Annotated in this window: 20 protein-coding genes; 7 read left to right on the forward strand and 13 right to left on the reverse strand. The window is 58.9% G+C overall.

The features are described from left to right. Positions 1–95 precede the first annotated feature (95 nt). From ACYZT0_RS02885 to ACYZT0_RS02895, 3 genes are all read right to left on the reverse strand, one after another. Positions 96–1,709: an NAD(P)/FAD-dependent oxidoreductase gene (locus ACYZT0_RS02885; RefSeq protein WP_462044550.1), complete on the reverse strand. Its 1,614-nt coding sequence runs from the start codon at positions 1,707–1,709 to the stop codon at positions 96–98. A gap of 95 nt (positions 1,710–1,804) precedes the next feature. Continuing rightward, complete coding sequence (locus ACYZT0_RS02890) at positions 1,805–2,470, reverse strand: COG3650 family protein (RefSeq protein WP_462044551.1); 666 nt, start codon at positions 2,468–2,470, stop codon at positions 1,805–1,807. Between the two features lie 59 nt (positions 2,471–2,529). Next, on the reverse strand, positions 2,530–3,129 hold the full coding sequence (locus ACYZT0_RS02895) for a short chain dehydrogenase (RefSeq protein WP_462046494.1): 600 nt from the start codon (positions 3,127–3,129) through the stop codon (positions 2,530–2,532). Between the two features lie 105 nt (positions 3,130–3,234). Here ACYZT0_RS02895 and ACYZT0_RS02900 point away from each other — a divergent pair, with 105 nt between their 5' ends. Continuing rightward, a complete protein-coding gene (locus tag ACYZT0_RS02900; protein WP_462044552.1) occupies positions 3,235–4,146 on the forward strand; it encodes a LysR family transcriptional regulator in 912 nt (303 codons plus the stop codon). A 106-nt stretch (positions 4,147–4,252) separates the two neighbouring features. Here ACYZT0_RS02900 and ACYZT0_RS02905 read toward each other — a convergent pair whose 3' ends face one another. From ACYZT0_RS02905 to ACYZT0_RS02925, 5 genes are all read right to left on the reverse strand, one after another. Further along, on the reverse strand, positions 4,253–4,954 hold the full coding sequence (locus tag ACYZT0_RS02905) for an ABC transporter ATP-binding protein (RefSeq protein ID WP_201114164.1): 702 nt from the start codon (positions 4,952–4,954) through the stop codon (positions 4,253–4,255). Beyond that, positions 4,955–5,722 (reverse strand): high-affinity branched-chain amino acid ABC transporter ATP-binding protein LivG, encoded by a 768-nt coding sequence (gene livG, locus ACYZT0_RS02910; protein ID WP_462044553.1) that lies wholly within the window; start codon positions 5,720–5,722, stop codon positions 4,955–4,957. Continuing rightward, positions 5,719–6,975, reverse strand: a complete 1,257-nt coding sequence (locus tag ACYZT0_RS02915) for a high-affinity branched-chain amino acid ABC transporter permease LivM (protein ID WP_462044554.1) — start codon at positions 6,973–6,975, stop codon at positions 5,719–5,721. Before ACYZT0_RS02915 ends, livG begins: the two co-directional genes overlap by 4 nt. Beyond that, on the reverse strand, positions 6,972–7,895 hold the full coding sequence (livH, locus tag ACYZT0_RS02920; protein ID WP_123366879.1) for a high-affinity branched-chain amino acid ABC transporter permease LivH: 924 nt from the start codon (positions 7,893–7,895) through the stop codon (positions 6,972–6,974). Before livH ends, ACYZT0_RS02915 begins: the two co-directional genes overlap by 4 nt. A gap of 232 nt (positions 7,896–8,127) precedes the next feature. Then, the gene (locus tag ACYZT0_RS02925) at positions 8,128–9,255 is read right to left on the reverse strand and encodes a branched-chain amino acid ABC transporter substrate-binding protein (RefSeq protein ID WP_462044555.1); all 1,128 of its coding nucleotides are present in this window, start codon (positions 9,253–9,255) and stop codon (positions 8,128–8,130) included. Positions 9,256–9,593: 338 nt separating this feature from the next. Between ACYZT0_RS02925 and ACYZT0_RS02930 the strand changes: the two genes are divergently transcribed. After that, positions 9,594–9,899 carry a DUF2288 domain-containing protein gene (locus tag ACYZT0_RS02930; RefSeq protein ID WP_033059033.1) on the forward strand — a complete coding sequence of 102 codons (306 nt, stop codon included), beginning with the start codon at positions 9,594–9,596 and terminating at the stop codon, positions 9,897–9,899. A gap of 214 nt (positions 9,900–10,113) precedes the next feature. On the opposite strand, the gene ACYZT0_RS02935 is transcribed toward ACYZT0_RS02930, so the two are convergent. Continuing rightward, entirely contained in the window at positions 10,114–12,309 is a 2,196-nt protein-coding gene (locus ACYZT0_RS02935) for a hypothetical protein (RefSeq protein WP_462044556.1), read from the reverse strand. Positions 12,310–12,507: 198 nt separating this feature from the next. Between ACYZT0_RS02935 and ACYZT0_RS02940 the strand changes: the two genes are divergently transcribed. Then, positions 12,508–13,404, forward strand: a complete 897-nt coding sequence (locus ACYZT0_RS02940; RefSeq protein WP_462044557.1) for an NAD(P)-dependent oxidoreductase — start codon at positions 12,508–12,510, stop codon at positions 13,402–13,404. On the opposite strand, the gene ACYZT0_RS02945 is transcribed toward ACYZT0_RS02940, so the two are convergent. Beyond that, on the reverse strand, positions 13,295–15,577 hold the full coding sequence (locus ACYZT0_RS02945) for a putative bifunctional diguanylate cyclase/phosphodiesterase (protein WP_462044558.1): 2,283 nt from the start codon (positions 15,575–15,577) through the stop codon (positions 13,295–13,297). The two genes, ACYZT0_RS02940 and ACYZT0_RS02945, sit on opposite strands and share 110 nt — an antisense overlap. A 291-nt stretch (positions 15,578–15,868) precedes the next feature. Here ACYZT0_RS02945 and ACYZT0_RS02950 point away from each other — a divergent pair, with 291 nt between their 5' ends. Next, complete coding sequence (locus tag ACYZT0_RS02950) at positions 15,869–17,218, forward strand: spinster family MFS transporter (RefSeq protein WP_462044559.1); 1,350 nt, start codon at positions 15,869–15,871, stop codon at positions 17,216–17,218. A 173-nt stretch (positions 17,219–17,391) separates the two neighbouring features. On the opposite strand, the gene rapA is transcribed toward ACYZT0_RS02950, so the two are convergent. Further along, positions 17,392–20,238 carry an RNA polymerase-associated protein RapA gene (gene rapA / locus ACYZT0_RS02955; protein WP_462044560.1) on the reverse strand — a complete coding sequence of 949 codons (2,847 nt, stop codon included), beginning with the start codon at positions 20,236–20,238 and terminating at the stop codon, positions 17,392–17,394. 253 nt (positions 20,239–20,491) lie between these two features. On the opposite strand from rapA, the gene ACYZT0_RS02960 reads away from it, so the two are divergent. The 3 genes from ACYZT0_RS02960 (at position 20,492) to ccoM (ending at position 21,353) form a co-directional block, all read left to right on the forward strand. Beyond that, positions 20,492–20,833 carry an aspartate-semialdehyde dehydrogenase gene (locus ACYZT0_RS02960; RefSeq protein ID WP_462044561.1) on the forward strand — a complete coding sequence of 114 codons (342 nt, stop codon included), beginning with the start codon at positions 20,492–20,494 and terminating at the stop codon, positions 20,831–20,833. 100 nt (positions 20,834–20,933) lie between these two features. Beyond that, complete coding sequence (locus ACYZT0_RS02965; protein WP_007935839.1) at positions 20,934–21,095, forward strand: hypothetical protein; 162 nt, start codon at positions 20,934–20,936, stop codon at positions 21,093–21,095. A 144-nt stretch (positions 21,096–21,239) separates the two neighbouring features. Further along, a complete protein-coding gene (gene ccoM, locus ACYZT0_RS02970; RefSeq protein ID WP_282381713.1) occupies positions 21,240–21,353 on the forward strand; it encodes a cytochrome c oxidase subunit CcoM in 114 nt (37 codons plus the stop codon). A gap of 171 nt (positions 21,354–21,524) precedes the next feature. Here ccoM and ACYZT0_RS02975 read toward each other — a convergent pair whose 3' ends face one another. Both ACYZT0_RS02975 and ACYZT0_RS02980 read right to left on the reverse strand, forming a co-directional pair. Then, a complete protein-coding gene (locus ACYZT0_RS02975) occupies positions 21,525–23,000 on the reverse strand; it encodes an inorganic phosphate transporter (RefSeq protein WP_462044562.1) in 1,476 nt (491 codons plus the stop codon). Positions 23,001–23,377: 377 nt separating this feature from the next. Beyond that, positions 23,378–23,578: a hypothetical protein gene (locus ACYZT0_RS02980; protein WP_007935837.1), complete on the reverse strand. Its 201-nt coding sequence runs from the start codon at positions 23,576–23,578 to the stop codon at positions 23,378–23,380. Positions 23,579–23,687 lie beyond the last annotated feature (109 nt).

The raw sequence follows: 23,687 nt of genomic DNA on the forward strand, positions 1-23,687 counted from the left end.
GTGGGAATGCCTCACCGGACGCTCTGCGTCCGCTTTTGGGACGCGGAGCGTCCCTGGCTGCATTCCCACGCGGAGCGTGGGAACGATCAATTACGTCAGGCCTCGAGGCCGAGAATGTCGCGGGCCACGGCTTCGGCAATCCGAATCCCGTCCACACCCGCCGACAGAATCCCGCCCGCATAGCCCGCACCTTCACCCGCCGGGAACAAGCCCTTTACGTTCAGGCTTTGCATCGACTCGTTACGGGTGATCCGCAGCGGCGACGACGTACGCGTCTCGATCCCGGTCAACACGGCGTCGTGCAGCGAGTAACCGCGAATCTGCTTCTCGAACGCGGACAACGCTTCACGAATGGCTTCGATGGCGAACGGGGGCAAGGCCAACGCCAAATCACCCAAGGCAACGCCTGGTTTGTAGGACGGTTCTACGCTGCCCAACGCGGTGGACGGCTTGCCGGCAATGAAGTCGCCGACCAGTTGCGCCGGGGCTTCATAGTTGCTGCCGCCCAGCACAAAGGCGTGGGATTCCAGGCGTTCCTGCAACTCGATACCCGCCAGCGGGCCGCCCGGGTAATCGACTTCGGGGGTGATCCCGACGACGATCCCGGAGTTGGCGTTACGCTCATTACGCGAGTACTGGCTCATGCCGTTGGTGACCACACGGCCTGGCTCGGACGTCGCCGCCACCACGGTGCCGCCCGGGCACATGCAGAAGCTGTAGACCGAACGTCCGTTGCTGGCGTGGTGCACCAGTTTGTAGTCGGCAGCCCCGAGTTTCGGATGGCCGGCGTACTTGCCCAGACGCGCGCGGTCGATCAGCGACTGCGGGTGTTCGATGCGGAAACCCACCGAAAACGGCTTGGCTTCCATGAATACGCCACGGCCATGCAGCATGCGGAAGGTGTCCCGGGCGCTGTGACCGAGGGCTAGAATCACGTGTTTCGAATGAATCTGCTCGCCGCCATTGAGCTCGACGCCGACCAGTTGGCCGTCCTCGATCAACACGTCGGTCACCCGCTGCTGGAAGCGCACTTCGCCACCCAGCGCACGGATCTGCTCGCGCATGTTTTCCACAACGCCGGTCAGACGGAACGTACCGATGTGCGGTTTGCTGACGTAAAGGATTTCTTCCGGCGCACCGGCCTTGACGAATTCATGCAGGACTTTGCGTCCGATGAACTTCGGGTCTTTGATCTGGCTGTAGAGCTTGCCGTCGGAGAATGTCCCCGCGCCGCCCTCGCCAAATTGCACGTTGGATTCCGGGTTAAGCACGTTTTTACGCCACAGGCCCCAGGTGTCCTTGGTGCGTTGGCGCACTTCGGTGCCGCGCTCGAGGATGATCGGCTTGAAGCCCATTTGCGCCAGCAACAGCCCGGCGAAAATCCCGCACGGACCGAAACCCACGACGACAGGACGTTGCTCAAGATCAGCCGGCGCCTGGCCGACCACTTTGTAGCTGACATCCGGCGCCACGTTGACGTTACGGTCATCGGCGAACGTGTGCAGCACCGCCGCCTCATCGCGAACGTTCAGGTCGATGGTGTAGATGAAGCACAGTTCGGAAGACTTTTTGCGCGCATCATAGCTGCGCTTGAACAAGGTGAAATCGAGCAGGTCATCACTGGTAATGCCCAGGCGCTGCACGATGGCAGGGCGCAGGTCTTCATCGGGATGGTCGATCGGCAGCTTGAGTTCGGTGATTCGTAACATGACAGGATCCGGTTCGCGGGGCGCACAACTGCGCCAAGGCGTTTGAAGCCCGCGATTATAAGCCTCAACGAATGATTCCCGTGAGGCTAAAACGATCAGTCGTTACGCGATCCGCCGAAATACCCGCAGCCACGCTGGACCTGGCCGTCAATGCGCAGTTCGGCGCTCATGTGCTGGACGCTGCCGGTGGTGCTGTCGACGCAACGTTGCGGCGCAACCCACAATTCGATGTGCTGGTTATTGGCTTCGGTGCTGAGATTGAAGCGGCCATCGCCCAGTTGCTCTTCAACGTAGGGTACGGCCAAGGGGGCTTGACCGGCGCGGTCGATGACCATGCCTTTGCCGCTGACTTTCACGCTCCACTCAGGCCCATGGCCGGCGGCGCGCAAAATCAGCAGTTTGAAGTTCGGATCGTTGCACGCGGTGCCCGAGCGCTCGACGCGGTACAGCTGCTCAAGATCGAGGCGGCTGTCGGCACCACTGGCAACAATCCGGCCACGCACGTCGGCAAACAGCTTGCCCTGTGCATCGGCCAGGGTCGCGGCCTCTTGCAGGACACTGGTGCCTCCGGTGTCGTTGACCACGTAACTGCGTTGCTCATTGCACGGCTGGAACAACAGCTTGCCATCCGCCGCCGTCAACTGGCCCTGCATGCGGGTCTGGCCCACGTGGGAGGCACTTTCACGCGGGCCTTCGAACAACTGGCAGGCGGCGAATAGCGGAAGCAGGGCAACAAGGACTAAGGAACGGGCAACACGCATCTTTGAGTCTCCAGACAAGTGCCGCCACGTTACTCAGCCTGACCGTTCATCACAAGGGCTTAGCCCACGTGAAAGGTCTGACCTGTTTGCAAGCCTTCTACGCTTTTGGCGTAGGCCAATGCCACATCGGCTGCCAGAACTGGCTTGTAGCCGCGGAAGTACGGCGCGTATTTGCCCATGGCTTCGACCAGCACGTTGGGGCTCACCGAATTGACGCGCAGACCACGAGGCAGTTCGATGGCGGCGGCGCGGACGAAGCTGTCCAGGGCGCCATTGACCAGCGCTGCCGAAGCGCCGCTGCGAATCGGGTCGTGGCTGAGGACGCCGGTGGTGAAGGTGAACGAGGCGCTGTCGTTGGCGTACTCGCGGCCGATCAGCAGCAGATTGACCTGGCCCATCAGCTTGTCTTTCAGGCCCAGCGCGAAGCTTTCTTCGGTCATTTCGCCCAAGGGCGCGAAGGTCACGTTGCCCGCGGCGCAGACCAGAGCATCGAACTTGCCGGTCTGTTCGAACAGCTTGCGAATCGAGGCGCTGTCGCTGATATCCACATGGAAATCACCGCTGTTGCGGCCGATGCGGATGATCTCGTGACGCTCGGACAGCGCCTTGTCGACCGCCGAACCGATGGTGCCGCCTGCCCCTATCAAAAGAATTTTCATCATGCTGATCCTTGAGTGGTTTGAATGAGGTCTCAGTCTAGAGTGGTTTTTTCCATTGATAAGCGCGCTAATAGGCAACCTTTGGTTTTCAAATGGAAACAATCCATGAGTGAAATGGATGATCTGGCGGCGTTCGCCGTGTTGATCGAAGCCGGGAGTTTTACCTTGGCGGCCCAGCAATTGGGTTGCAGCAAGGGCCAGCTCTCCAAGCGTATCAGCTTGCTGGAGACGCGCTTTTCCGTGGTCTTGCTGCAACGCACCACCCGCCGCTTGAGTTTGACGGCAGCGGGCGCGGCGCTGTTGCCGCAAGCCCAGGCGCTTGTAGTCCAGGTCGAGAGGGCGCGTCAGGCATTGGCGCGGTTGAAGGATGATATGGCTGGGCCGGTGCGTATGACGGTTCCGGTGTCGCTGGGGGAAACCTTCTTCGATGGGCTATTGCTGGAGTTTTCCGGCAAGTACCCCGAGGTGCAGATCGAGCTGGACCTGAGCAACAGCTATCGTGATTTGTCCCGCGACGGCTTTGACCTGGCGGTTCGCTCCGAGGTGGGCAATGACGAGCGCCTGGTCGCCCGACCGCTGCTGGCCTGGCATGAAATGACCTGCGCCAGCCCGGCCTACCTTGAGCAATACGGTGAACCGCTGACGCCGCTGGCACTCGCTGAACATCGCTGCTTGCTCAATAGCCATTACAGCGGTCGCGAAGAGTGGCTTTATCACCAGCAACACGAGTTGTTGCGGGTACGGGTTTCGGGGCCGTTCGCCAGCAATCATTACAGCCTGCTGAAGAAAGCGGCACTGGCCGGCGCCGGCATTGCGCGGTTGCCGTCGTACTTACTGCAAGCGGATTTGGCTGACGGCCGTTTGCGCTGGCTCCTGCGCGATTACCAGACTCGCCGCATGCCGATGTATTTGGTGCATCCGTATCAGGGCGGGCTGCCGAAACGGACGCAAGTGCTAGCGGATTATCTGATTGGCTGGTTCAAGCGCAGTGGTGAGGCACTGGATCGGCTGCGCTAGAAAATGATCGTTCCCACGCGGGAGCGTGGAAACGATCATTCATCGTCGCTGAATGTAAAAACGAAAAAAACGGCCCGAAGGCCGTTTTTTTGTTTACCGCAAAGACTCAACCACCCAGGTACGCTTCACGCACTTTCGGATCAGTCAGCAGCGCTTCACCGGTGCCTGTCATCACCACCCGGCCGTTCTCCAGAACGTACGCGCGGTCAGCAATTTTCAGCGCCTGGTTGGCGTTTTGCTCCACCAGAAACACCGTCACACCGTCCTTGCGCAGCTGTTCGATGATGTCGAAGATCTGCTGGATGATGATCGGTGCCAGGCCCAAGGAAGGTTCGTCGAGCAACAGCAGCTTGGGTTTGCTCATCAGCGCACGGCCGATGGCGAGCATTTGCTGTTCGCCGCCGGACATGGTGCCGCCGCGCTGAGCGAAGCGTTCTTTCAGGCGTGGGAAAAGTCCGAGGACCTTGTCCATCTGCTCCTGATAATCGCCCTTGTCGGTGAAGAATCCGCCCATGGCGAGGTTTTCTTCCACGGTCAGACGGGCAAACACCCGACGACCTTCCGGAACCACGGCAATGCTCTTGCGCATGATCTGCGCCGAGGTCTGCCCCACGAGCTCTTCACCCATGTAGCGGATGCTGCCGCTGTGGGCCTGCGGCGAACCGCAGAGGGTCATCAGCAGCGTGGATTTGCCTGCGCCGTTGGCGCCGATCAGGGTGACAATTTCGCCCTGACGGATTTCCACGTTGACGCTGTGCAGCGCCTGGATCTTGCCGTAGAAGGTGGAAACGTTTTCGAATTGCAGCATTTACGCTTCCCCCAGGTAGGCTTTGATCACTTCAGGATTGTCGCGGATCTGTTCCGGCGTGCCGTCGGCCAGAGGCGTGCCCTGGTTGATCACGACGATGTGGTCGGAAATGCTCATGACCAGTTTCATGTCGTGTTCGATCAGCAGCACGGTGACGTTGTGCTCTTCACGCAGCATGCTGATCAGCGCCTTGAGGTCTTCGGTTTCCTTCGGGTTCAGGCCGGCGGCCGGTTCGTCGAGCATGAGGATCCGCGGACGGGTCATCATGCAGCGAGCGATTTCCAGTCGACGTTGCTGACCGTAAGCCAGGGTGCCGGCCGGACGGTTGGCGAACGCCTTGAGGTTGACCTTTTCCAGCCAGTACTCGGCGAACTCCATGGCCTCGCGCTCGCTCTTGCGAAACGCCGGGGTCTTGAACAGACCGGCCAGGAAGTTGGTGTTCAGGTGACGGTGCTGGGCGATCAAGAGGTTCTCGACCGCGGTCATGTCCTTGAACAGGCGCACGTTCTGGAAGGTCCGCACCACGCCTTTACGGGCGATCTCATGACCGGGCAGGCCTTCGATCGATTGACCGTCCAGCAGAATGCTGCCGCCGCTCGGCTTGTAGAAACCGGTCAGGCAGTTGAACACAGTGGTCTTGCCCGCGCCATTGGGCCCGATCAGCGCCACGACCTGTTTTTCGTGCACGGTCAGGGCCACGCCGTTGACCGCAAGCAAGCCGCCGAAGCGCATGCTCAGATTTTCGACTTTAAGGATCTCGCGGCTCATTTGCGCAGCTCCATGTGAGGACGTTGCATGGGCAGCAGACCTTGAGGACGCCAGATCATCATCAGCACCATCAAGGCGCCGAACATCAACATGCGGTATTCACTGAACTCACGCATCATTTCCGGCAACAGGATCATCACCGTGGCGGCGAGTACGACGCCCAGTTGCGAGCCCATGCCACCCAGCACCACGATGGCGAGGATGGTCGCCGATTCGATAAAGGTGAAGGACTCCGGTGTCACCAGGCCTTGACGCGCGGCGAAGAAGCTCCCGGCGAAACCGGCGAAGCATGCACCCAGGGTAAAGGCCGAAAGTTTAATGATCGTCGGGTTCAGACCCAGCGCACGGCAGGCGATTTCGTCTTCACGCAGCGCTTCCCAGGCACGGCCCAGGGGCATGCGCAGCAAGCGGTTGATGACGAACAGGGCAAACAGCGCCAGCAACAGCGCAACCAGGTAAAGGAAGATCACCTTGTTGATCGAGTTGTATTCCAGGCCGAAGTACTCGTGGAAGGTCTGTAGGCCTTCAGCGGCTTTACGTTCGAAGGTCAGGCCGAAGAACGTCGGTTTCTCGATGTTGCTGATGCCGTTCGGACCACCCGTGAGGCCGGTCAGGTTACGCAGGAACAGTCGGATGATTTCACCGAAGCCCAACGTCACGATTGCCAGATAGTCACCGCGCAAACGCAGGACCGGGAAGCCGAGCAGGAAGCCGAAGGTGGCCGCCATCAGGCCGGCGATCGGCAGGCAGATCCAGAAACTCAGACCGTAGTAATGCGACAGCAGCGCATAGCTGTAGGCGCCGACGGCATAGAAGCCGACGTAACCGAGGTCGAGCAGACCGGCCAGACCGACCACGATGTTCAGGCCCAGACCGAGCATCACGTAGATCAACACCAGGGTGGCGATATCCACCGCGCCGCGGGAGCCGAAGAACGGCCAGACCAGGGCACCGATGATCAACGCGATGATGATCCAGCGTTGGGTGGTCGGCAGGGTCAGGAAGGTACTGGCCTTGGCCGGCATCACCGGCATGTTGGGCGAGGATTTCCAGGCTGCACTGATCTGCTGGTCGAACAGCACTCGCAGGAACATCAGCACCGAGCACACGGCGATGGTGATCAGCGTTGCAGTGCTGGTGCCATGAACTTCGAGGTTGATGCCGACGATGGTCAGTTTCAGACCGAGTACCGGGTAGGCAACAGCCCACACCAGCAAGGCGCTGAACAACGCCTGTTTAAGATTCCTAGTCATACTTTTTCAACCTCCGGACGGCCCAACAGGCCGGTTGGCCGGAACAACAACACCAGAACCAATAAGCCGAACGCCACGACGTCCTTGTACTGGTCGCCGAAGATATCGGCACCAAAGGCTTCCGCCACCCCAAGCACGATCCCGCCGAGCATGGCCCCGGGGATGCTGCCGATACCGCCTAGTACCGCTGCGGTGAAGGCCTTGAGGCCGACCAGGAAACCGGCGTTCGGGTTGATCACGCCGTATTGCATGCTCAGCAGCACGGCCGCGATAGCCGCCAGCGCGGCACCGATGACGAAGGTCAGGGCGATGATGTTGTTGGTGTTGATACCCAAAAGGTTGGCCATCTTGATGTCTTCGGCACAGGCACGACAGGCGCGACCCAGGCGAGAGCGGGAGATGAACAGCGTCAGCCCGAGCATGGCGACCAGGGTCACCACGAACACCACGATTTGCATGTAGGAAATCAGCACTTCTTGTGCGCCACCTGGCCCGATGGAGAAGTTACCCGGGATCAGGTTGGGGATGGATTTGTCCTTGGAGTCTTGCGCCAGCAGAACTGTGTTCTGCAGGAAGATCGACATGCCGATGGCGGAAATCAGCGGGATCAGACGGTTGCTGCCGCGCAAGGGGCGGTAGGCGATCCGTTCGATGCTGTAACCGTAGGCACTGGTCACGACAATGGTCGCGAGAAAAGCGGCGGTCATCAACAGCGGAACACTGTCGAGTCCCATCATGGACAGGCCCGCAATGGCGATGAACGCCACGTAAGAACCAATCATATACACCTCGCCGTGGGCGAAGTTGATCATTCCAATGATGCCGTAAACCATCGTATAGCCGATGGCGATCAGGGCATACGTGCTGCCAATGGTCAGACCATTAACCAGCTGTTGGAAAAAGTGATAGATGTCAGGCATTACAGCGCTCCTAAAAACCTGATACGCATTTCACTGGTGGAGTCATTTTCCCGCTCGAGCCCCGTGGATCTGCATCCACTTCGAACGCGAGGTTTGCCAGCGAACCGCTGATGACGGTTTTGAGATTTTCAGGTGGGGAGACTGGCGGATCACGCCAGCGCGGCCCAATACGTTCGTAAAACAAAGCCCACGGCACGCCGTGGGCTTTATTGGCAGTCAGTCAGGCAACGCCTTACTGAGGCTTGGCTTCAGTTTTAGGTTTGCCGAAGTGCCACTCGTAAACCACAAATTTGAAGTCTTTCAGGTCGCCCTTGTCGTCGAAGCTCAGATCGCCAGTCGGGGTCTTGAAGGTGCCAGCGTGGATAGCAGCAGCCACTTTGGTAGCGTCTTCGCTCTTGGCGGCAGCGATACCACCGGCGATGACTTCAACAGCCGAGTAGGACGGGAACACGAACGGGCCGCTCGGGTCTTCTTTCTTGGCTTTGAACGCGTCAGCCAGGGCGATGTTGGCCGGATCCTGGTCGAAGGATTTCGGCAGGGTTACCAGCAGGCCTTCGGAAGCGTCTTTGGCGATCTGCGAAATGGAGTCGTTACCCACGCCTTCCGGACCCATGAACTTGGCTTTCAGGCCTTTTTCCTGGGCTTGACGCAGGATCAGACCCAGCTCCGGGTGGTAGCCGCCGTAGTAGACGAAGTCAACGTTGGCTTGCTTGAGCTTGGAGATCATCGAAGAGAAGTCTTTGTCGCCGGCGTTGATGCCTTCGAACACGGCAACCTTGACGTTTTTGCCTTCCAGGGTTTTCTTCACGGCGGTGGCGATGCCTTCACCGTATTGCTGTTTGTCGTGCAAAACAGCAACGATCTTTGGTTTGACGAATTCGGCGATGTAGTTACCGGCGGCAGGGCCCTGGGCGCTGTCCAGACCGATCGTACGGAAGATCATTTTGTAACCACGGGCGGTGATGTCCGGGCTGGTGGCAGCCGGGGTGATCATGATCACGCCTTCGTCTTCGTAAATGTCCGAAGCCGGTTGGGTGGAGCTGGAGCACAGGTGACCGACCACGAACTTGACGCCGTCGTTGACGACTTTGTTCGCGACCGCTACCGCTTGTTTTGGGTCACAGGCGTCGTCGTATTCTTTGGCTTCGAGCATCTTGCCGTTTACGCCGCCTTTGGCGTTGATTTGTTCGATGGCCATTTTGGCGCCACTGAACTGCATGTCGCCGTATTGGGCTACAGGACCGGTTTTAGGGCCGGCGATGCCGATCTTGATGGTGTCAGCTGCGAACGAATGGCTGGCAACCCCGGCCAGAACCATAGCGGCAAACAGTTTGGAAATCTGCTTAGTAGCCTTAGTCATAGTGCTCCACTCTTACTGTTGTAGTTTTTATAGTCCTGGCGCCGTAGCAGCAGAACCGGGTCAGATATCTTCGATATCCTCCGGAAAATGCCCCCGGCAACTGTACCGGTACAGTGTAGAGCGCCAATTGTGAGCCTGGGAAGCTGGCGCCAGGGGGCAAAACCTGAGGGTGTCGCTTTATTGAAAGAAAAAGACAGAATTGCGGCGGGGGTTCAGGCTGAATTAACAGCAATCCTTGGCTTTCCTGCACTTTTCAATCAGTGACTCAATTGCATCCGGGTTTTTCTGCCAGACCACCGACGTTATGATTGCGTCAATTTCTTTTCCGGACAGGGCCCATGACTCAAGAACCTAGCACCCTCTATGCCAAGCTGCTTGGTGAAACCGCATCTATTACCTGGAAAGAGCTGGAGCCGTTCTTCGCCAAGGGTGCCCTATTGTGGGTCGATCCCGGTCTGGATTTGATCGCCGCAGCGGAGGCTGTGGCAACGGATGAAGGCGAGAAAGTGGCTGCCTGGCTGGCCGCCGACAAGGTCGCCAAGCTGTCTGAAACGCGGGCGCTGGATCTTTTCGAACGCGATCCGGAGCTGTGGGCAGTGGTCGTTTCGCCGTGGATTCTGATCCAGGAAAGGGCGACGAGCTGAAGGGTTGCACTCAATTGGTGCGAGAATTTGTGGGACAAAAGTGTGTAGCCGAGTAGCGTGATGGCATGTTGCCGTAGAGAAAGGCCACAGCAGGGTCTTGGCGAGGGTGACGTGCGCGTAACGGGAACAGTTTTGTAAGCAGCCTGATGGCTGCTTAATTGTTTCTGGATGTGATCGTTCCCGCGCGGAGAATGGGAACGATCATGACCGAGTCTTAGAAGGTCTTGCCGGTGTGGTTATTGAGGGAAATAACCTTGGTCTTGCCAATCCGGTGACGGTAGATCTCACGCAGGTACTTGATCGCCTTCTTCACGCAATCGCGCGACAAACGAATGTCGTTGATCGAGACGAACTTGTCCTTGTCGTTGATCAGCTCGCGGTACTTCTTCTCGTACATGGGTTTGATCGCGTACCAATTGGTGTCGAGGATCTTCGCCGGGTTCTCGAATTCGTTGAGCAAGTCGTCGATCAGGCCTTCGTCGAACTCTTCATTAATGATGAAGTCCAGGATCGAGTTATCCAGGGTCTCGTCAAAGCGGTACGGGTTTTTCGCAAAGCAACGCTTGATGAAGGCCACGATCAGCGTCAGGAAGTCGTCCGACAGGCACGGGCTCTTGGCGATCAGGGTGGTCAGCGACAGGTTGGCCGAGGCGCCGATCACCAGCGCATAACGCTTGAGCGTGGTGTTCGGGAATAGGCTGTTGAGGTGGGTCTTCAACCGGTTCAGGTCCATATAGGACAACTTGTAGTCTTTGGGCAACGAAACAATCGAGACCACCGACGAGCAATTCTTGAAGAAGTGCAGGTCGTGCAATGCGGCCGCGTCATAGCCCGAATTCTTGTACTGCTCCAGCGAGGCGCGATAGCGCTTGGACTCGATCGGCAACAGGCTGATGCCTTCGATCGCCTGGGTCACTTTGTTGAAGTGCGGCAAGTCGATGGAGCGGAAGAACAAGTCATCGATGTTCAGGCGCTGCGGCTCCTTCTCGAACACCTTGAATTTGTCGCTGCTCGGCGGCGGGGTTTCCGGCACCACGGACTCGGCGTACGCAATCGCTACGGGGCCGGCCAGGCTCATGAACAGGTCGTTGGCGTCGAGGCGAATGGTTTCGCCAATGTCGATGCCGGCCCGACGGAAATAGTTCTGATCATAGTCGGTGGTGACCGCCTGCGCCGTCAGAATGTTGAAGATCTGCTGCGAGATGTATTGGTTGGCGTGCTTTTCCATCGCGTTGACGTCGATGTTCTGAATGTTGCCGTCATCGCTTTCTTCGGCATAGCGCATGATGTCGTTGGAGATCAGCATCATGGCGTTCCATGGGCGGATACGGCCCATGACGCTGGCTTCGCTGCTGTCTTCATTGTCGAAGTTGTACGAGAAATCCCATTCTTCCGACAGGTACTTGCACAGCAGGCGACCGGCGTTGATGTGCAGCGCCTCGGACATTTCGCTGCGATGATCGGAAATGTTCGGCAGCACGCAGATGCCGCTGGTGAAGATCGGTTCGAAGACGAAGGAGTGACCGCTCTTGCTGTCGTGCTCGTCCATCGGTTTGGTATCGAACGTCTTGTTCATGTAGGAGTGCTGTTGGGCCAGGCCGAATTCCGAGGCCATGCCCGAACCGGTACCGCCGCCGGCACTGAAGATCGAGAAATACAGGCGCGACTGGTTGGCCTTGATCCCGCAGCTGTCGATCAGGTACGAGTGAATCATCTTCCAGTCAGGGCTGGAGAAACGCTGGGTGTCCTTGTTCAGGATAATCTTGGCCAGGTATTGGCCGAGGATCGGCGCGTTACCGGCGCCACCGGCGTGGACTTCCGACAAGTCCATGATCTTCATTTTGCTGTAGTCGCGCAGGAAACCGCTTTTTTCGCCCTTGCGCGAGAAACGGATGCGACCGGCGATGTCTTTGTCCAGGTCGCCGAGCATGACCAGCGGTTCTACCAGGAACACCGGTTTGGTGGCCTTGTTCGGGCCCAGGCGCAGGTTGTTGCGAATCCACTGTGCCGGGCTGTAGCCCTTTTCGGCGAAGCGCTTGTCCGGCGACAGACGATCTTCGTTATTGAATTCGTTGAGGTAGAACTTGCGCGCGTTGTACACCAGCTCCGCCACGTCCAGTGCGATGTTCGAACCGCAGCGGCCCAGACCGATCAGGCATACCGACGGGAATTCCTGATCGCTGTGCTGTTCACTGGCGCCTTCCAGATGCGGTGGGCGCGGGAACACCATGTCACGCAGGCCGTCGAGATTATCGAGGATGCGGTCGGTATTGGTTTCGGTGAAGTACAGGTATTGCTGAGTCGCCAGCGGGCGCGATGGGGTCACTGGCTTCGAGGGGGCGGGGCTGTTCGCCGCAGGGCTCAGGGTCAGATCGGATATCGCAGTAGCCGGATTGTTTTTAGAAGTCATTGTGCGCCATATACCTGGACTGGTTGGTTGGGCGACAGGCTGTCGTCAAACCATCACGGAATGGGAAATCGCGTCTTTTTTCAGCGCGTATTTTGGCCAAGCGTCAGGGTGTTGGCCTGAGCATCACTCGGGGGAATCATTTCCTTAGTCTTGATGAATCGGCCAATATTCGGTGATCTTTAATCAAAAGGAGGCTAAATGATGGCAACGTTACCTTCACTTGGGTTTGCCGGGATCGGCCTGATGGGTTTGCCGATGTGCCGGCGCCTGCTGGCAGCGGGTTATCCGCTGACGGTGTGGAACCGTAATCCAGACAAATGCGCGCCACTGGTGGATGCAGGCGCGCGGCAGGTGGCAACGCCGGCTGAGCTGTGCGAACACGCGGACGTGGTGATGCTGTGTCTGGCGGATACGGCGGTGGTTCGCGAGGTGGTGTTTGGCCCGGCAGGCGTTGCCGAAGGTGGAAAAAGCGCTCAGCTGCTAGTGGATTTTTCCAGTCTGGAGCCCACAGCGACGCGGGAAATGGCGGCAGAGCTCGCCAGCAAAACCGGCATAAGTTGGCTGGATGCACCGGTGTCAGGCGGGGTGGTCGGCGCCGAGGCGGGTAGCCTCGCGATCATGGTTGGTGGTGAAGCGGCGGACCTTGAGCGTGTTAGACCCGTTCTGTTGAGCCTCGGTCAACGCGTAACCCATATGGGCACCGTCGGAGCCGGCCAAGTGACCAAGGCTTGCAATCAGATGATCGTCGCCTGCAATGCCCTGGTGATCGCCGAAGTGGTGGCGCTGGCCGAACGTTCAGGCGTAGATGCAAGCCTGATCGCCGAAGCGCTGGCCGGCGGTTTCGCCGATTCAAAACCGTTGCAGATCCTCGCCCCGCAAATGGCCGAGAGCCGGTTCGAACCGGTGAAATGGCATGTGCGCACGCTGCTCAAGGATCTGGACACGGCGGTGAAATTCTCTCGCGAACAAGGCTCGGCCACGCCGATCAGTGGATTGGCCGCACAACTGATGCGACTGCATGGGGCACAGGGTTTTTTGGAGAAAGATCCGTCAACGTTAGTGCAGTTATACCGCGAGCCAGACTCAAAGGACTGACCGTGTACGGGTGCTTGCGCTGGTTGATTTCGTTCAGTACCGGGCGTAATTCTTCCAGCGGTACCGGGCGGCTGAGCAGGTAACCCTGGACGAAATCGCTGCCCTGGCGTTCGAGAAAGTCATATTGCTCGAAGGTCTCGACGCCCTCGGTGACCACCTGCAAATGCAGGGTGTGCGCCATGACGATGATCGCCTGGACGATCTCCATGTCCTGGGTTGCCTTGGGAATGTCCTGAATGAATGAGCGATCGATTTTCAGTGTGTTCAGCGGCAGGCGCTTGAGGTAGGCCAAGGATGAGTAGCCGGTGCCAAAGTCGTCGATCGACAATGAAACCCCGAGGGCACGGATCTGCCGCAGCAGCATCAGGGTGTTGGCGATGTTGCCCATCAGCGCGTTCTCCGTGACCTCCAGTTCCAGGCGCTCGGGCGCAACCCCGGCCACGCGCAGGGCGTATTCGATTTCGTCGGCCAGTTCCTCGCGTGCCAGGTTCAGCGGCGAGCAGTTCACCGCAATCTTCAGTGCTTCACAGCCGTGGCGGGATAACTCGCCCAGGTCTTCACACGCCTTGCGCAGTACCCAGTTGTCCAGTTCGGCGATCAACCCGTTGGCCTCGGCGATGCCGATAAAACGCTCCGGCGTGAGTAAGCCGTGAATCGGGTGTTGCCAGCGAATCAGCGCTTCCAGTTTGGTGACCTGGCCGCTTTTCAGGTCGTAGATCGGTTGGTAATGGATCATCAGCCCCGTGTCTTCGCGCAGGGCATGGCGCAGTTCTTCTTCCAGTTGCAGTTCCATCGTAGCCCGGGTCCTGAGGTTCGAACTGAAGAAATGCAGGCTGTTGCGGCCGCTGCCTTTGGACTGATACAGCGCAAGGTCGGCGTTTTTCAGCAGTTCTTCGCACGTCTTGCCGTCTTCGGGGAACAGGCTGATGCCGATGCTGGTGGTCATGACCATGCGCCGGCCGGACAGCTCGATGGGTTCCTTCATTTTCAGCATGATGCGCTGGGCCATGTGCCGGGCTTCTTCACGGTCGTGCAGGCCGATGAGAATGCAGAACTCGTCGCCACCGAAGCGCGCCACCACGTCGTCGTGGCTGCGTACCGAGCTTTTGATATGGCTTGCCAGGACCTTGAGCAATTCGTCGCCGGCGTCGTGGCCGAGGCTGTCGTTGATGCGCTTGAAATGGTCGATGTCGAGGAACAGCACCGCCAGCATGCCTCCCTCGTTGGTTTTCTCGATCAGTTTCTCGGCAAAGATCTGATTGAAGCCGCGGCGGTTGATCAGGTTGGTCAGGGCGTCATAGTGCGCCACCTGTTGCAGCGACATGCGCGCCTGATCCAGTTGACTAAGCAGAGCATTGACCCGTCGCAGGTCGTGTTCCTTGTTTTGTAGTTTCTTGTCGGCCAGTGCCGCGCTGATGCAGCTACCGATGATCAACAGGGCCATGATTGCCACCGTCAGCCCCAGTTGCAGGTGGTTGTTTTCAGCGGGTAGCATCGGCAGGCTGCCGGTGGGCAGCACCAGGGTCAGCGCGGCCATGCCAGTGAAATGCATGCTGACGATACCGGCCCCGAGCACCAGGCTGGCGGTGAATTTGACCAGTGGGTGATACAAACCGGTGCCATCGCGCAGGTGACTGGAAATCAACAGGGCGGCGAGGCTGGCGCCAATCGCGATCACGATGGAGAGGACGAACAGGGCGGGGTTGTAATAGGCCGTTGCAACCGAACGCATGGCAGCCATGCCCACATAGTGCATGGTCGCGATGCCCAGACCGATCCAGACCGCGGCCCGCAGGTACTGCCAGAAATTGAGGTCAGGATGACTGAGCGTGTGCATCGCCAGCCACGAAGCGGTCAGGGCGAATAACAGCGAGAGCAGAGTGATGGGCAGTTGGTAATGAATTTCGACGGGCGCCTGGAATGCCAGCATGCTGATGAAATGCATGGCCCAGATCCCGCCCGCAAGGCAACCGGCGCCGATCCAGCGCCAGAGCCGTTTCGAAGCGATTTTTTCGGCGTGACCCACCCGTTCGGCCATGTCCAGTGTGGCAAAGCTGCCGACACAGGCGACCAAATAAGCCAGTAACACCAGAAAAGGGTCATGTGCGCAATTGAGCATTACCTGTCCGCTTTTCGGAAGCTCGGTAATGAAAAGCAAACCAAGCCACTCCATAGCATGCCCCGTCTTTGTCATCCTGGCTGCGCCATGAACGCTGGCGAATGCTTTGGAGTATAGAGGGCGTGTAAAGAGTGCAAGCGATAGTGGCACATTGGCCGCAACCATTTTGAAATGAACGTTAGAGCGTTTGGAAATAAACTGTTGCACGGGCTGCGACATCTTCCATGGGCGGATATCAGCTTTACAAATAATGACAGACAGCTCTGGCGGGCCTGACTAAATTGCAGGTCCCGGGCTCGGATGCGCTGGCAGTGAAGCCCCAATAACAATAAAAGAGACGGACCCATGCAGAACTCGACCCAAGCGGCGAATGCCTGGCGCATTCTGTTCCTGCTGTTCCTCGCCAACCTGTTCAACTTCTTCGACCGCACCATCCCGGCCATCATCATCGAGCCGATCCGTATGGAATGGCACCTCAGCGACTTTCAGTTGGGGATCATCGGCACCGCCTTCACGATCGTCTATGCAATTGCCGGCCTGCCCTTGGGGCGGATGGCCGATACCGGTTCGCGCAGCAAATTGATGGGCTGGGGCCTGGCGGCCTGGAGCGGGCTGACAGCGGTCAACGGACTGGTGGGGAGTTTCTGGAGTTTCCTGATCGTGCGCATGGGCATCGGCATCGGTGAAGCCAGTTATGCACCGGCCGCCAACTCGCTGATCGGCGACCTGTTCCCGGCCCACCGCCGGGCGCGGGCCATGGGTATCTTCATGCTGGGGCTGCCGTTGGGCCTGCTGCTGGCGTTCTTCACCATCGGCGCCATGGTCAAGGCCTTCGACAGCTGGCGCGCACCGTTCTTCATCGCGGCGGTGCCGGGGCTGATCCTGGCGATCTTCATGTTCTTCATCAAGGAACCGAAACGCGGCGCCGCGGAAAGCGTGCAGGTTTCGCAGGAACGCGTAGACCGGCCGATCCGTCGGGTGCTGGCGGTGCCGACTTTCCTGTGGCTGGTGATGGCGGGGCTGTGCTTCAACTTCGCCACGTATGCCTGCAACTCGTTTCTGGTGCCGATGCTGCAGCGTTACTTCCTGATGCCGTTGCAGGAAGCGGCGGTGGCGACCGGGGTGATCGTCGGCGTGACCGGGTTGTTCGGCCTGACACTGGGCGGTTGGGTCGCTGACAAGATTCACCAGCGGGTGGCCAGTGGTCGTCTGCTGTTTGCGGCATTCAGCTTGATCATCTCGACGGTGTGCACCGCTTGGGCGCTGCATTCCGGGCGGATCGAGATCGGGGTGTTTGTGGCGGTGTTCAGTGTGGGCTGGCTGTTTGCCTACAACTTCTACACCTGCGTTTACACAGCCATTCAGGACGTAGTCGAGCCGCGCTTGCGGGCCACGGCCATGGCGCTGTTCTTTGCCGGGTTATATTTGCTGGGTGGCGGTTTGGGGCCGGTGGTGGTGGGCGGCTTGTCCGACCACTTTGCGCACACGGCGATGCTCTCGGCCGGTGCCGAACAGATGACCGAGGCGTTCAAGGCTGTCGGCTTGCATGACGCGATGTATTTGATCCCGGTGGCGCTGTTTTTCACCATGGTGTTTCTGTTCCTGGCTTCGCGGTGTTTTGTGCGCGATGCCAAGCGGATGAAAGAAGGATTGGTGGCGGTGGTTGAGCCACAAATCCCGGCGGTCACTGCGTAAATGATCGTTCCCACGCTCTGCGTGGTAATGCCTCAAGGGACGCTCCGCGTTCCAGCTCTCGAAAGGGACGCAGAGCGTCCCGGGCTGCATTCCCACGCAGAGCGTGGGAACGAGTGGACAAAAAAGGCCCGCATCGCTGCGGGCCTTTTTTTTAGCAAAGTGGAGCAGGGGACTTAACCCGCCACCAACACCCGAATCGCTTCCAGTCGCAGGGCAGCCTTATCGAGCATGGCCAGGCCTTGCTCGCGTTGCTTGCGCAGGGCAACCAGTTCGCTGTCGCGCACCGTCGGGTTGACCGCTTGCAAAGCGGTCAGGCGCGCCAGTTCTTCGTCGGTGTCGGCGGCCAGACGACGTTGCGCCTCAGCCACGCGCTCGGCGTGACGCGGGAAGATCTTCTCTTCGCCGGCGTTGATCCGAGGCGTCAGCTGATCGCGCTGAGCCTGGATGAACTTGTTGGCGCTGGCGCGCGGTACGCTTTCCAGCTGATCATTAAGGGTTTCGAACGAGACCCGGGTCGACAGGTCGTTGCCATTGGCATCGAGCAGGCAGCGCAGCGCCGCCGGCGGCAAGTAACGGCCCAGTTGCAGTGAGCGCGGGGCAACCACTTCGCTGACGTAAAGCAGTTCCAGCAACACGGTGCCAGGTTTCAGCGCCTTGTTCTTGATCAGCGCCACGGCGGTGTTGCCCATGGAACCGGACAAGACCAGGTCCATGCCGCCTTGAACCATCGGGTGTTCCCAGGTGATGAACTGCATGTCTTCGCGAGACAGCGCCTGGTTGCGGTCGTAAGTGATGGTCACGCCTTCGTCGTCGCCCAGCGGGAAGCTGGCGTCGAGCATTTTTTCGCTAGGTTTGAGGATCAGTGCGTTTTCCGAGTGGTCTTCGCTGTCGATGCCGAACGCGTCGAACAGGGTTTCCATGTAGATCGGCAGGGCGAACTGATCGTCTTGCTCAAGGATGTCCTCGACCAGCGCATCACCTTCGCCAGCGCCGCCGGAGTTGAGCTCCAGCAAGCGGTCACGGCCGCTGTGCAACTCGCCTTCCAGACGCTCGCGCTCGGCGCGGGCTTCGTCGATCAGCGCTTGCCACTCGCCGTCGTCGGCGTTTTCCAGCAACGGCAGCAGACGTGGGCCGAACTGGTGCTGCAAGGCGTTGCCGGTCGGGCAGGTATTGAGGAATGCGTTCAATGCTTCGTGGTACCACTGGAACAGCCGCTCTTGCGGGCTGGTTTCCAGGTACGGCACGTGCACTTCAATGATGTGCTTCTGGCCGATCCGGTCCAGACGACCGATACGCTGCTCCAGCAGGTCCGGGTGCGACGGCAGATCGAACAGCACCAGGTGGTGCGAGAACTGGAAGTTGCGACCTTCACTGCCGATTTCCGAGCAGATCAGCACTTGTGCGCCAAACTCTTCGTCGGCGAAGTAGGCGGCGGCGCGATCACGCTCGAGGATGTTCATGCCTTCGTGGAACACCGTGGCGGGGATGCCGGAACGCACACGCAGGGCGTCTTCCAGGTCCATGGCGGTTTCGGCGTGGGCGCAGATCACCAGCACTTTAGTGCGCTTGAGCATTTTCAGCGTGTCGATCAGCCACTCGACACGCGGGTCGAATTTCCACCAGCGCTCTTCTTCGTTGGCGTCCGGCTGGGCCTGGAAGCTGACTTCCGGATACAGCTCGGCGTGATCGCCCAACGGCAGTTCGAGGTATTCAGCCGGGCACGGCAGCGGGTACGGGTGCAGTTTGCGCTCCGGGAAACCCTGCACGGCGGCGCGGGTATTACGGAACAGCACGCGGCCGGTGCCGTGGCGGTCGAGCAGTTCGCGGACCAGGCGGGCGCTGGCTTCAGTGTCGCCATCGTTGACGGCGGTCAGCAGGGCTTCGCCTTCATTGCCGAGGAAGCCGTGAATGGTTTTGTGCGCTTCAGGCGACAGGCGTCCCTTGTCCAGCAGCTCCTGAACGGCTTCGGCCACCGGGCGATAGTTTTCGCTCTCGGCGCGGAAGGCGTGCAGGTCATGGAAACGGTTCGGGTCAAGCAGGCGCAGACGCGCGAAGTGGCTGTCCTGACCCAGTTGTTCCGGGGTCGCGGTCAGCAGCAGTACGCCCGGGATCGTTTCAGCAAGCTGTTCGACCAGGGTGTATTCCGGGCTGGCCTTTTCTTCGTGCCACACCAGGTGGTGCGCTTCGTCGACGACCATCATGTCCCAACCTGCCGCGAATAGCGCGTTCTGAGCCTTCTCGTCGTCCACCAGCCACTCGAGTGCAACCAGCGCGAGCTGGGTGTCTTCGAACGGGTTAGCGGCATCGCTTTCGATGAAGCGTTCTTCGTCGAACAGCGCGACTTGCAGGTTGAAGCGGCGGCGCATCTCCACCAGCCACTGGTGCTGAAGGTTTTCCGGAACCAGGATCAGCACACGGTTGGCGCGGCCTGAGAGCAGTTGGCGATGGATGATCAGACCGGCTTCGATGGTTTTACCCAGGCCCACTTCGTCCGCCAGCAGAACCCGCGGCGCGATGCGGTCGGCGACTTCACGGGCGATGTGCAACTGGTGCGCGATCGGTTGCGCACGCACGCCGCCCAGACCCCAAAGGGAGGATTGCAATTGGCGGCTGGTGTGTTCCAGGGTGTTGTAACGCAGGGAGAACCAGGCCAGCGGATCGATCTGCCCGGCGAACAAACGGTCGCTGGCCAGACGGAACTGAATGAAGTTCGACAGCTGGGTTTCCGGCAGGGTGACCACTTCGTTTTGAGCGTTGAGGCCGTGGTAGACCAGCAGGCCATCGACATCGTCGACTTCCTGGACGGTCAGTTTCCAGCCTTCGAAGTGAGTGATCGAGTCACCCGGCGAAAACCGCACGCGGGTGAGGGGCGCATTCCGTAGCGCGTACTGGCGAGTTTCGCCAGTGGCCGGATAGAGCACGGTCAACAAGCGGCCGTCCTGTGCCAGAACGGTGCCTAAACCCAGCTCGGCTTCGCTGTCACTGATCCAGCGTTGCCCCGGTTGATACTGCTGCGCCATGCTGCCTGACTCCCACCTTGAAAAAGCGGGCTATCTTAACGGAATCGGGCCTGCAGACCAAAGGTTTACGTGCGTAGGCGATGCCGACGCCGGACGATCTTTTGATTTTCGGGAACACTTGAGTTCTGTGTTGTCCGATGAAAGATCGCAGCGAGCGGCGGCACCTACAGTGCCAACCGGGTCACAATTTGCGACCGATGGCTCAAGTCGCCATCCCCGCAGCCGACAGCTTGCTGACAGGAGACTAATAATTATGCTGCCACCGATGCTCCCCCTGAGTGCTGTGCCGATCACCTCACAGCAGGATCCGATTCGCCAGCGGCCGGATATTCCACCTGTGGTGCCGGTGCAGGAAAGCTCCAACGAAAGCACTATCGACCTGCAAAAGCGCGACCCCGAAGAAGCGGGCTTGCAGCTACGGGAGGAGCAGCGCCGGCAGCAGGAACGTGACCGACGTCGCCGTGAAGCTGATGAAGATCCCGAAGAGCACCTGGCGATTCCCGGGGACGACCTCAACGCCGACAATACCGTGCCGGTGGCGCCGTTGATGGAAGATCAGCCTCGGCAGGGTTTGTGGGTCGATATCCAGATTTGAGGGGGTGGCTGGTCAGCGCTGCCATCAGACCTCATTATTGGCACATCCTTGCCTGCCGATACGGCAGCTGAATTTCACTACAAGCGATGCACTGAGCACCATGAGCCAAGACGACAAGCTGATCGACCTGAACTCCGAACGCGCCAAGCGGGTTCATGACCTTAATGAAAAGCGCTTGAACGAAGTACGCCAGGCGTTCGAACAAGCCATGCCGTTGGGTAAAGCGAAGAAGAAGCCGAAGAACAAGCCGAAAAAGCGTTGAAACACCCTGCGTCGGTTGATGCAGGTCAGTTATTTCCCCTCCTTTACGCCCAGTCTCGGGCGACATTGATCCCGGTCAATTTTCTTTCCTGCCTGATTGGTTAACTTAGCCCTATCGCAACAAGGCAACTGCAGGAGGCCAGTCATGTTTTTCGATAACGTGGTGATCGCCGGAGTGCTGACTGTCGGCCTCATGGTTATGTTTTTTGCAGGGTTTGGATTTTTTATCTGGAAGGATTCGCATAAGCGCAAACCGTAGGTCTTTCTGGAAGCAATGAGCACGCAAGGCATTTTGGGCAACTTCGGTTGCCCTTTTTTTTGACCTCGGTTTTATTGTTTGATCGTTCAGAGCGTGGGAACGATCAACTTTCCAGCAGCATTAAAAAGGCGCGAACCTCACGGGACGCGCCTTTTTTTGTGCGGCTATGTATCAGCTGCCCAGTGCCTTCGATGCCAGCCAGAACAGGCCGGCCGACAGGGCCACTGTGGCTGGCAGGGTCAGGACCCAGGCCAGCAGGATGGTTCTGACGGTGCCACCTTGCAGGCCGCTTTTATTGGCGACCATGGTGCCGGCCACGCCCGAGGACAGGACGTGGGTGGTGGAAACCGGCAGGCTGAAGATGTTGGCCAGGCCGATCATGCACGCGGTGGTGATTTGTGCAGACATGCCCTGTGCGTAGGTCATGCCTTGCTTGCCGATCTTCTCGCCGATGGTCAGAACCACGCGTTTCCAACCGACCATGGTGCCCAGGCCGAGCGCCAGAGCCACCGCCAGAATCACCCAGAACGGGGCGTATTCGGTGGTGGTGGTCAGGTCTTTGCGCAGCTTGTCCAGGTCAGCCTTTTCACGGGCGTTGAGGCTTGGCAGCTTGCCGACTTTCCTCGCCGTGTCGTCCAGGCAGAGCAGATAACGGCGCACTTCGATGCGGCTTTCCGACGGCAGGGAGTGGTAGTCAGCGACACCTTTAAGGGTGCCGAGCAGAGCGTCGATGGTCGGTTCGGTCTGTTGCGGGTTGCAACGGAACTTCTCCGGCAGATCGCCTTCCACGCTTTTGCCCAGGGCCAGGTAGTCACCCAGTGTTGCGGCATTGCGCTTGTAGAACTGACTCAGGTGCAAGGTCGCATCGCGGGTCCGCTCGATCTGGTAGGTGGTGCTGCCCAGGTCAAGTACGAACTGCGCCGGGACAATACCGATCAGTACCAGCATGATCAGGCCGATACCTTTCTGGCCATCGTTGGAACCGTGCACGAAGCTCACGGCCATGGCCGAGATCACCAGTACCAGACGGTTCCAGAACGGGGGGTGCTTCTTGTCATCGAGCTTGCGGCGCTGTTCCGGCGTCTTGTGCATCTTCGACAGCGGACGCCACCATTTAAGGCCGATCAATATCAGGGCTGCAACCAGGAAGCCGGCCATCGGCGAGAACACCAGGGAGGCACCGATATCGATCGCTTTCTGCCAGTTCACGCCATCAGCCAACGGAATGTCGTTGATCAAGGCGTTGGCAAGGCCGACACCCAGGATCGACCCGATCAGCGTATGGGAGCTGGAAGCCGGAATGCCGAAGTACCAGGTGCCCAGGTTCCAGGTGATAGCGGCGGCGAGCAGCGAGAACACCATGGCCAGCCCGTGACCGGTGTTCACATTGATCAGCAGCTCTACCGGCAGCAGGTGGACGATGGCATAGGCTACGCCGACACCGCCCAGCAGCACGCCGAGAAAGTTGAACACACCGGAAAAGAACACCGCCAGATGGGGCGGCATGGCTTTGGTGTAGATAACAGTAGCCACCGCGTTAGCGGTGTCATGAAAGCCGTTGATGAACTCGAAGGCGAGGACAAAGGCCAGGGCGAGCAAGAGGCTCACAAGCACCCAAGCATCCAGTCCGCTGAATAAATCGATCATGAAGGTTTTCTGACCCGGTCGTGAGGGGGCGCGATTATGCCAGAAAAGACTGCTAATCGATGCACTAGGTGCTCATCGGTAACATTCTTCAATGAATTAGTTTGTGACGACAGCCTAAGCCCGAGGTTTTGGCGGGGTTTTTCAAGTCATTGAATTTCTTTGAAAAGGCAGCAGCCACAAGGGTTCCTCTCGTGGGGAGAAGAGATTTGAAAGCTTGTGTGAAATATCTGAAAAGAGGGCCAGACATGAGCCATTTGCCTCATCCGGTAGGTGAGGTGGCCGCTGCCCGCTCATAGCGGGCGCGAAAGGCATCATCGATACATCCCGCTTTGTAGCGGGTGCAGACGCAGACCCTTGAAGAATTCAGGCCAAGGCGGTTATGGCTCTTCGGCTTTGAGTTCCTTTTCCATTTTCTGCAATTCTTGAGTGAAAGCCTGATCCTGAACAGTGGCGCGTTTACGCCAGGGTTTGCGCTCTGGTTCGGGCTGAGCGGCGTAGGTGGTGACTTCCCCGCCGTAAACTTCCTTGTAACGTTGTTCCTGGCGCTCAAGTTCCGCGCGCAGTTCGTCTTTCGTCACAGTGCTACCTGATTGAGTTGAGTTAAATTCTGGTGAAACGCGTTGCATCAAATGTATTGACTACGCTCGCCGAAAAGACAAGGCCGATGAAGGCATCGTTTTTACGGCA

The sequence above is a fragment of the Pseudomonas sp. ZS1P83 genome (genome assembly GCF_054897825.1).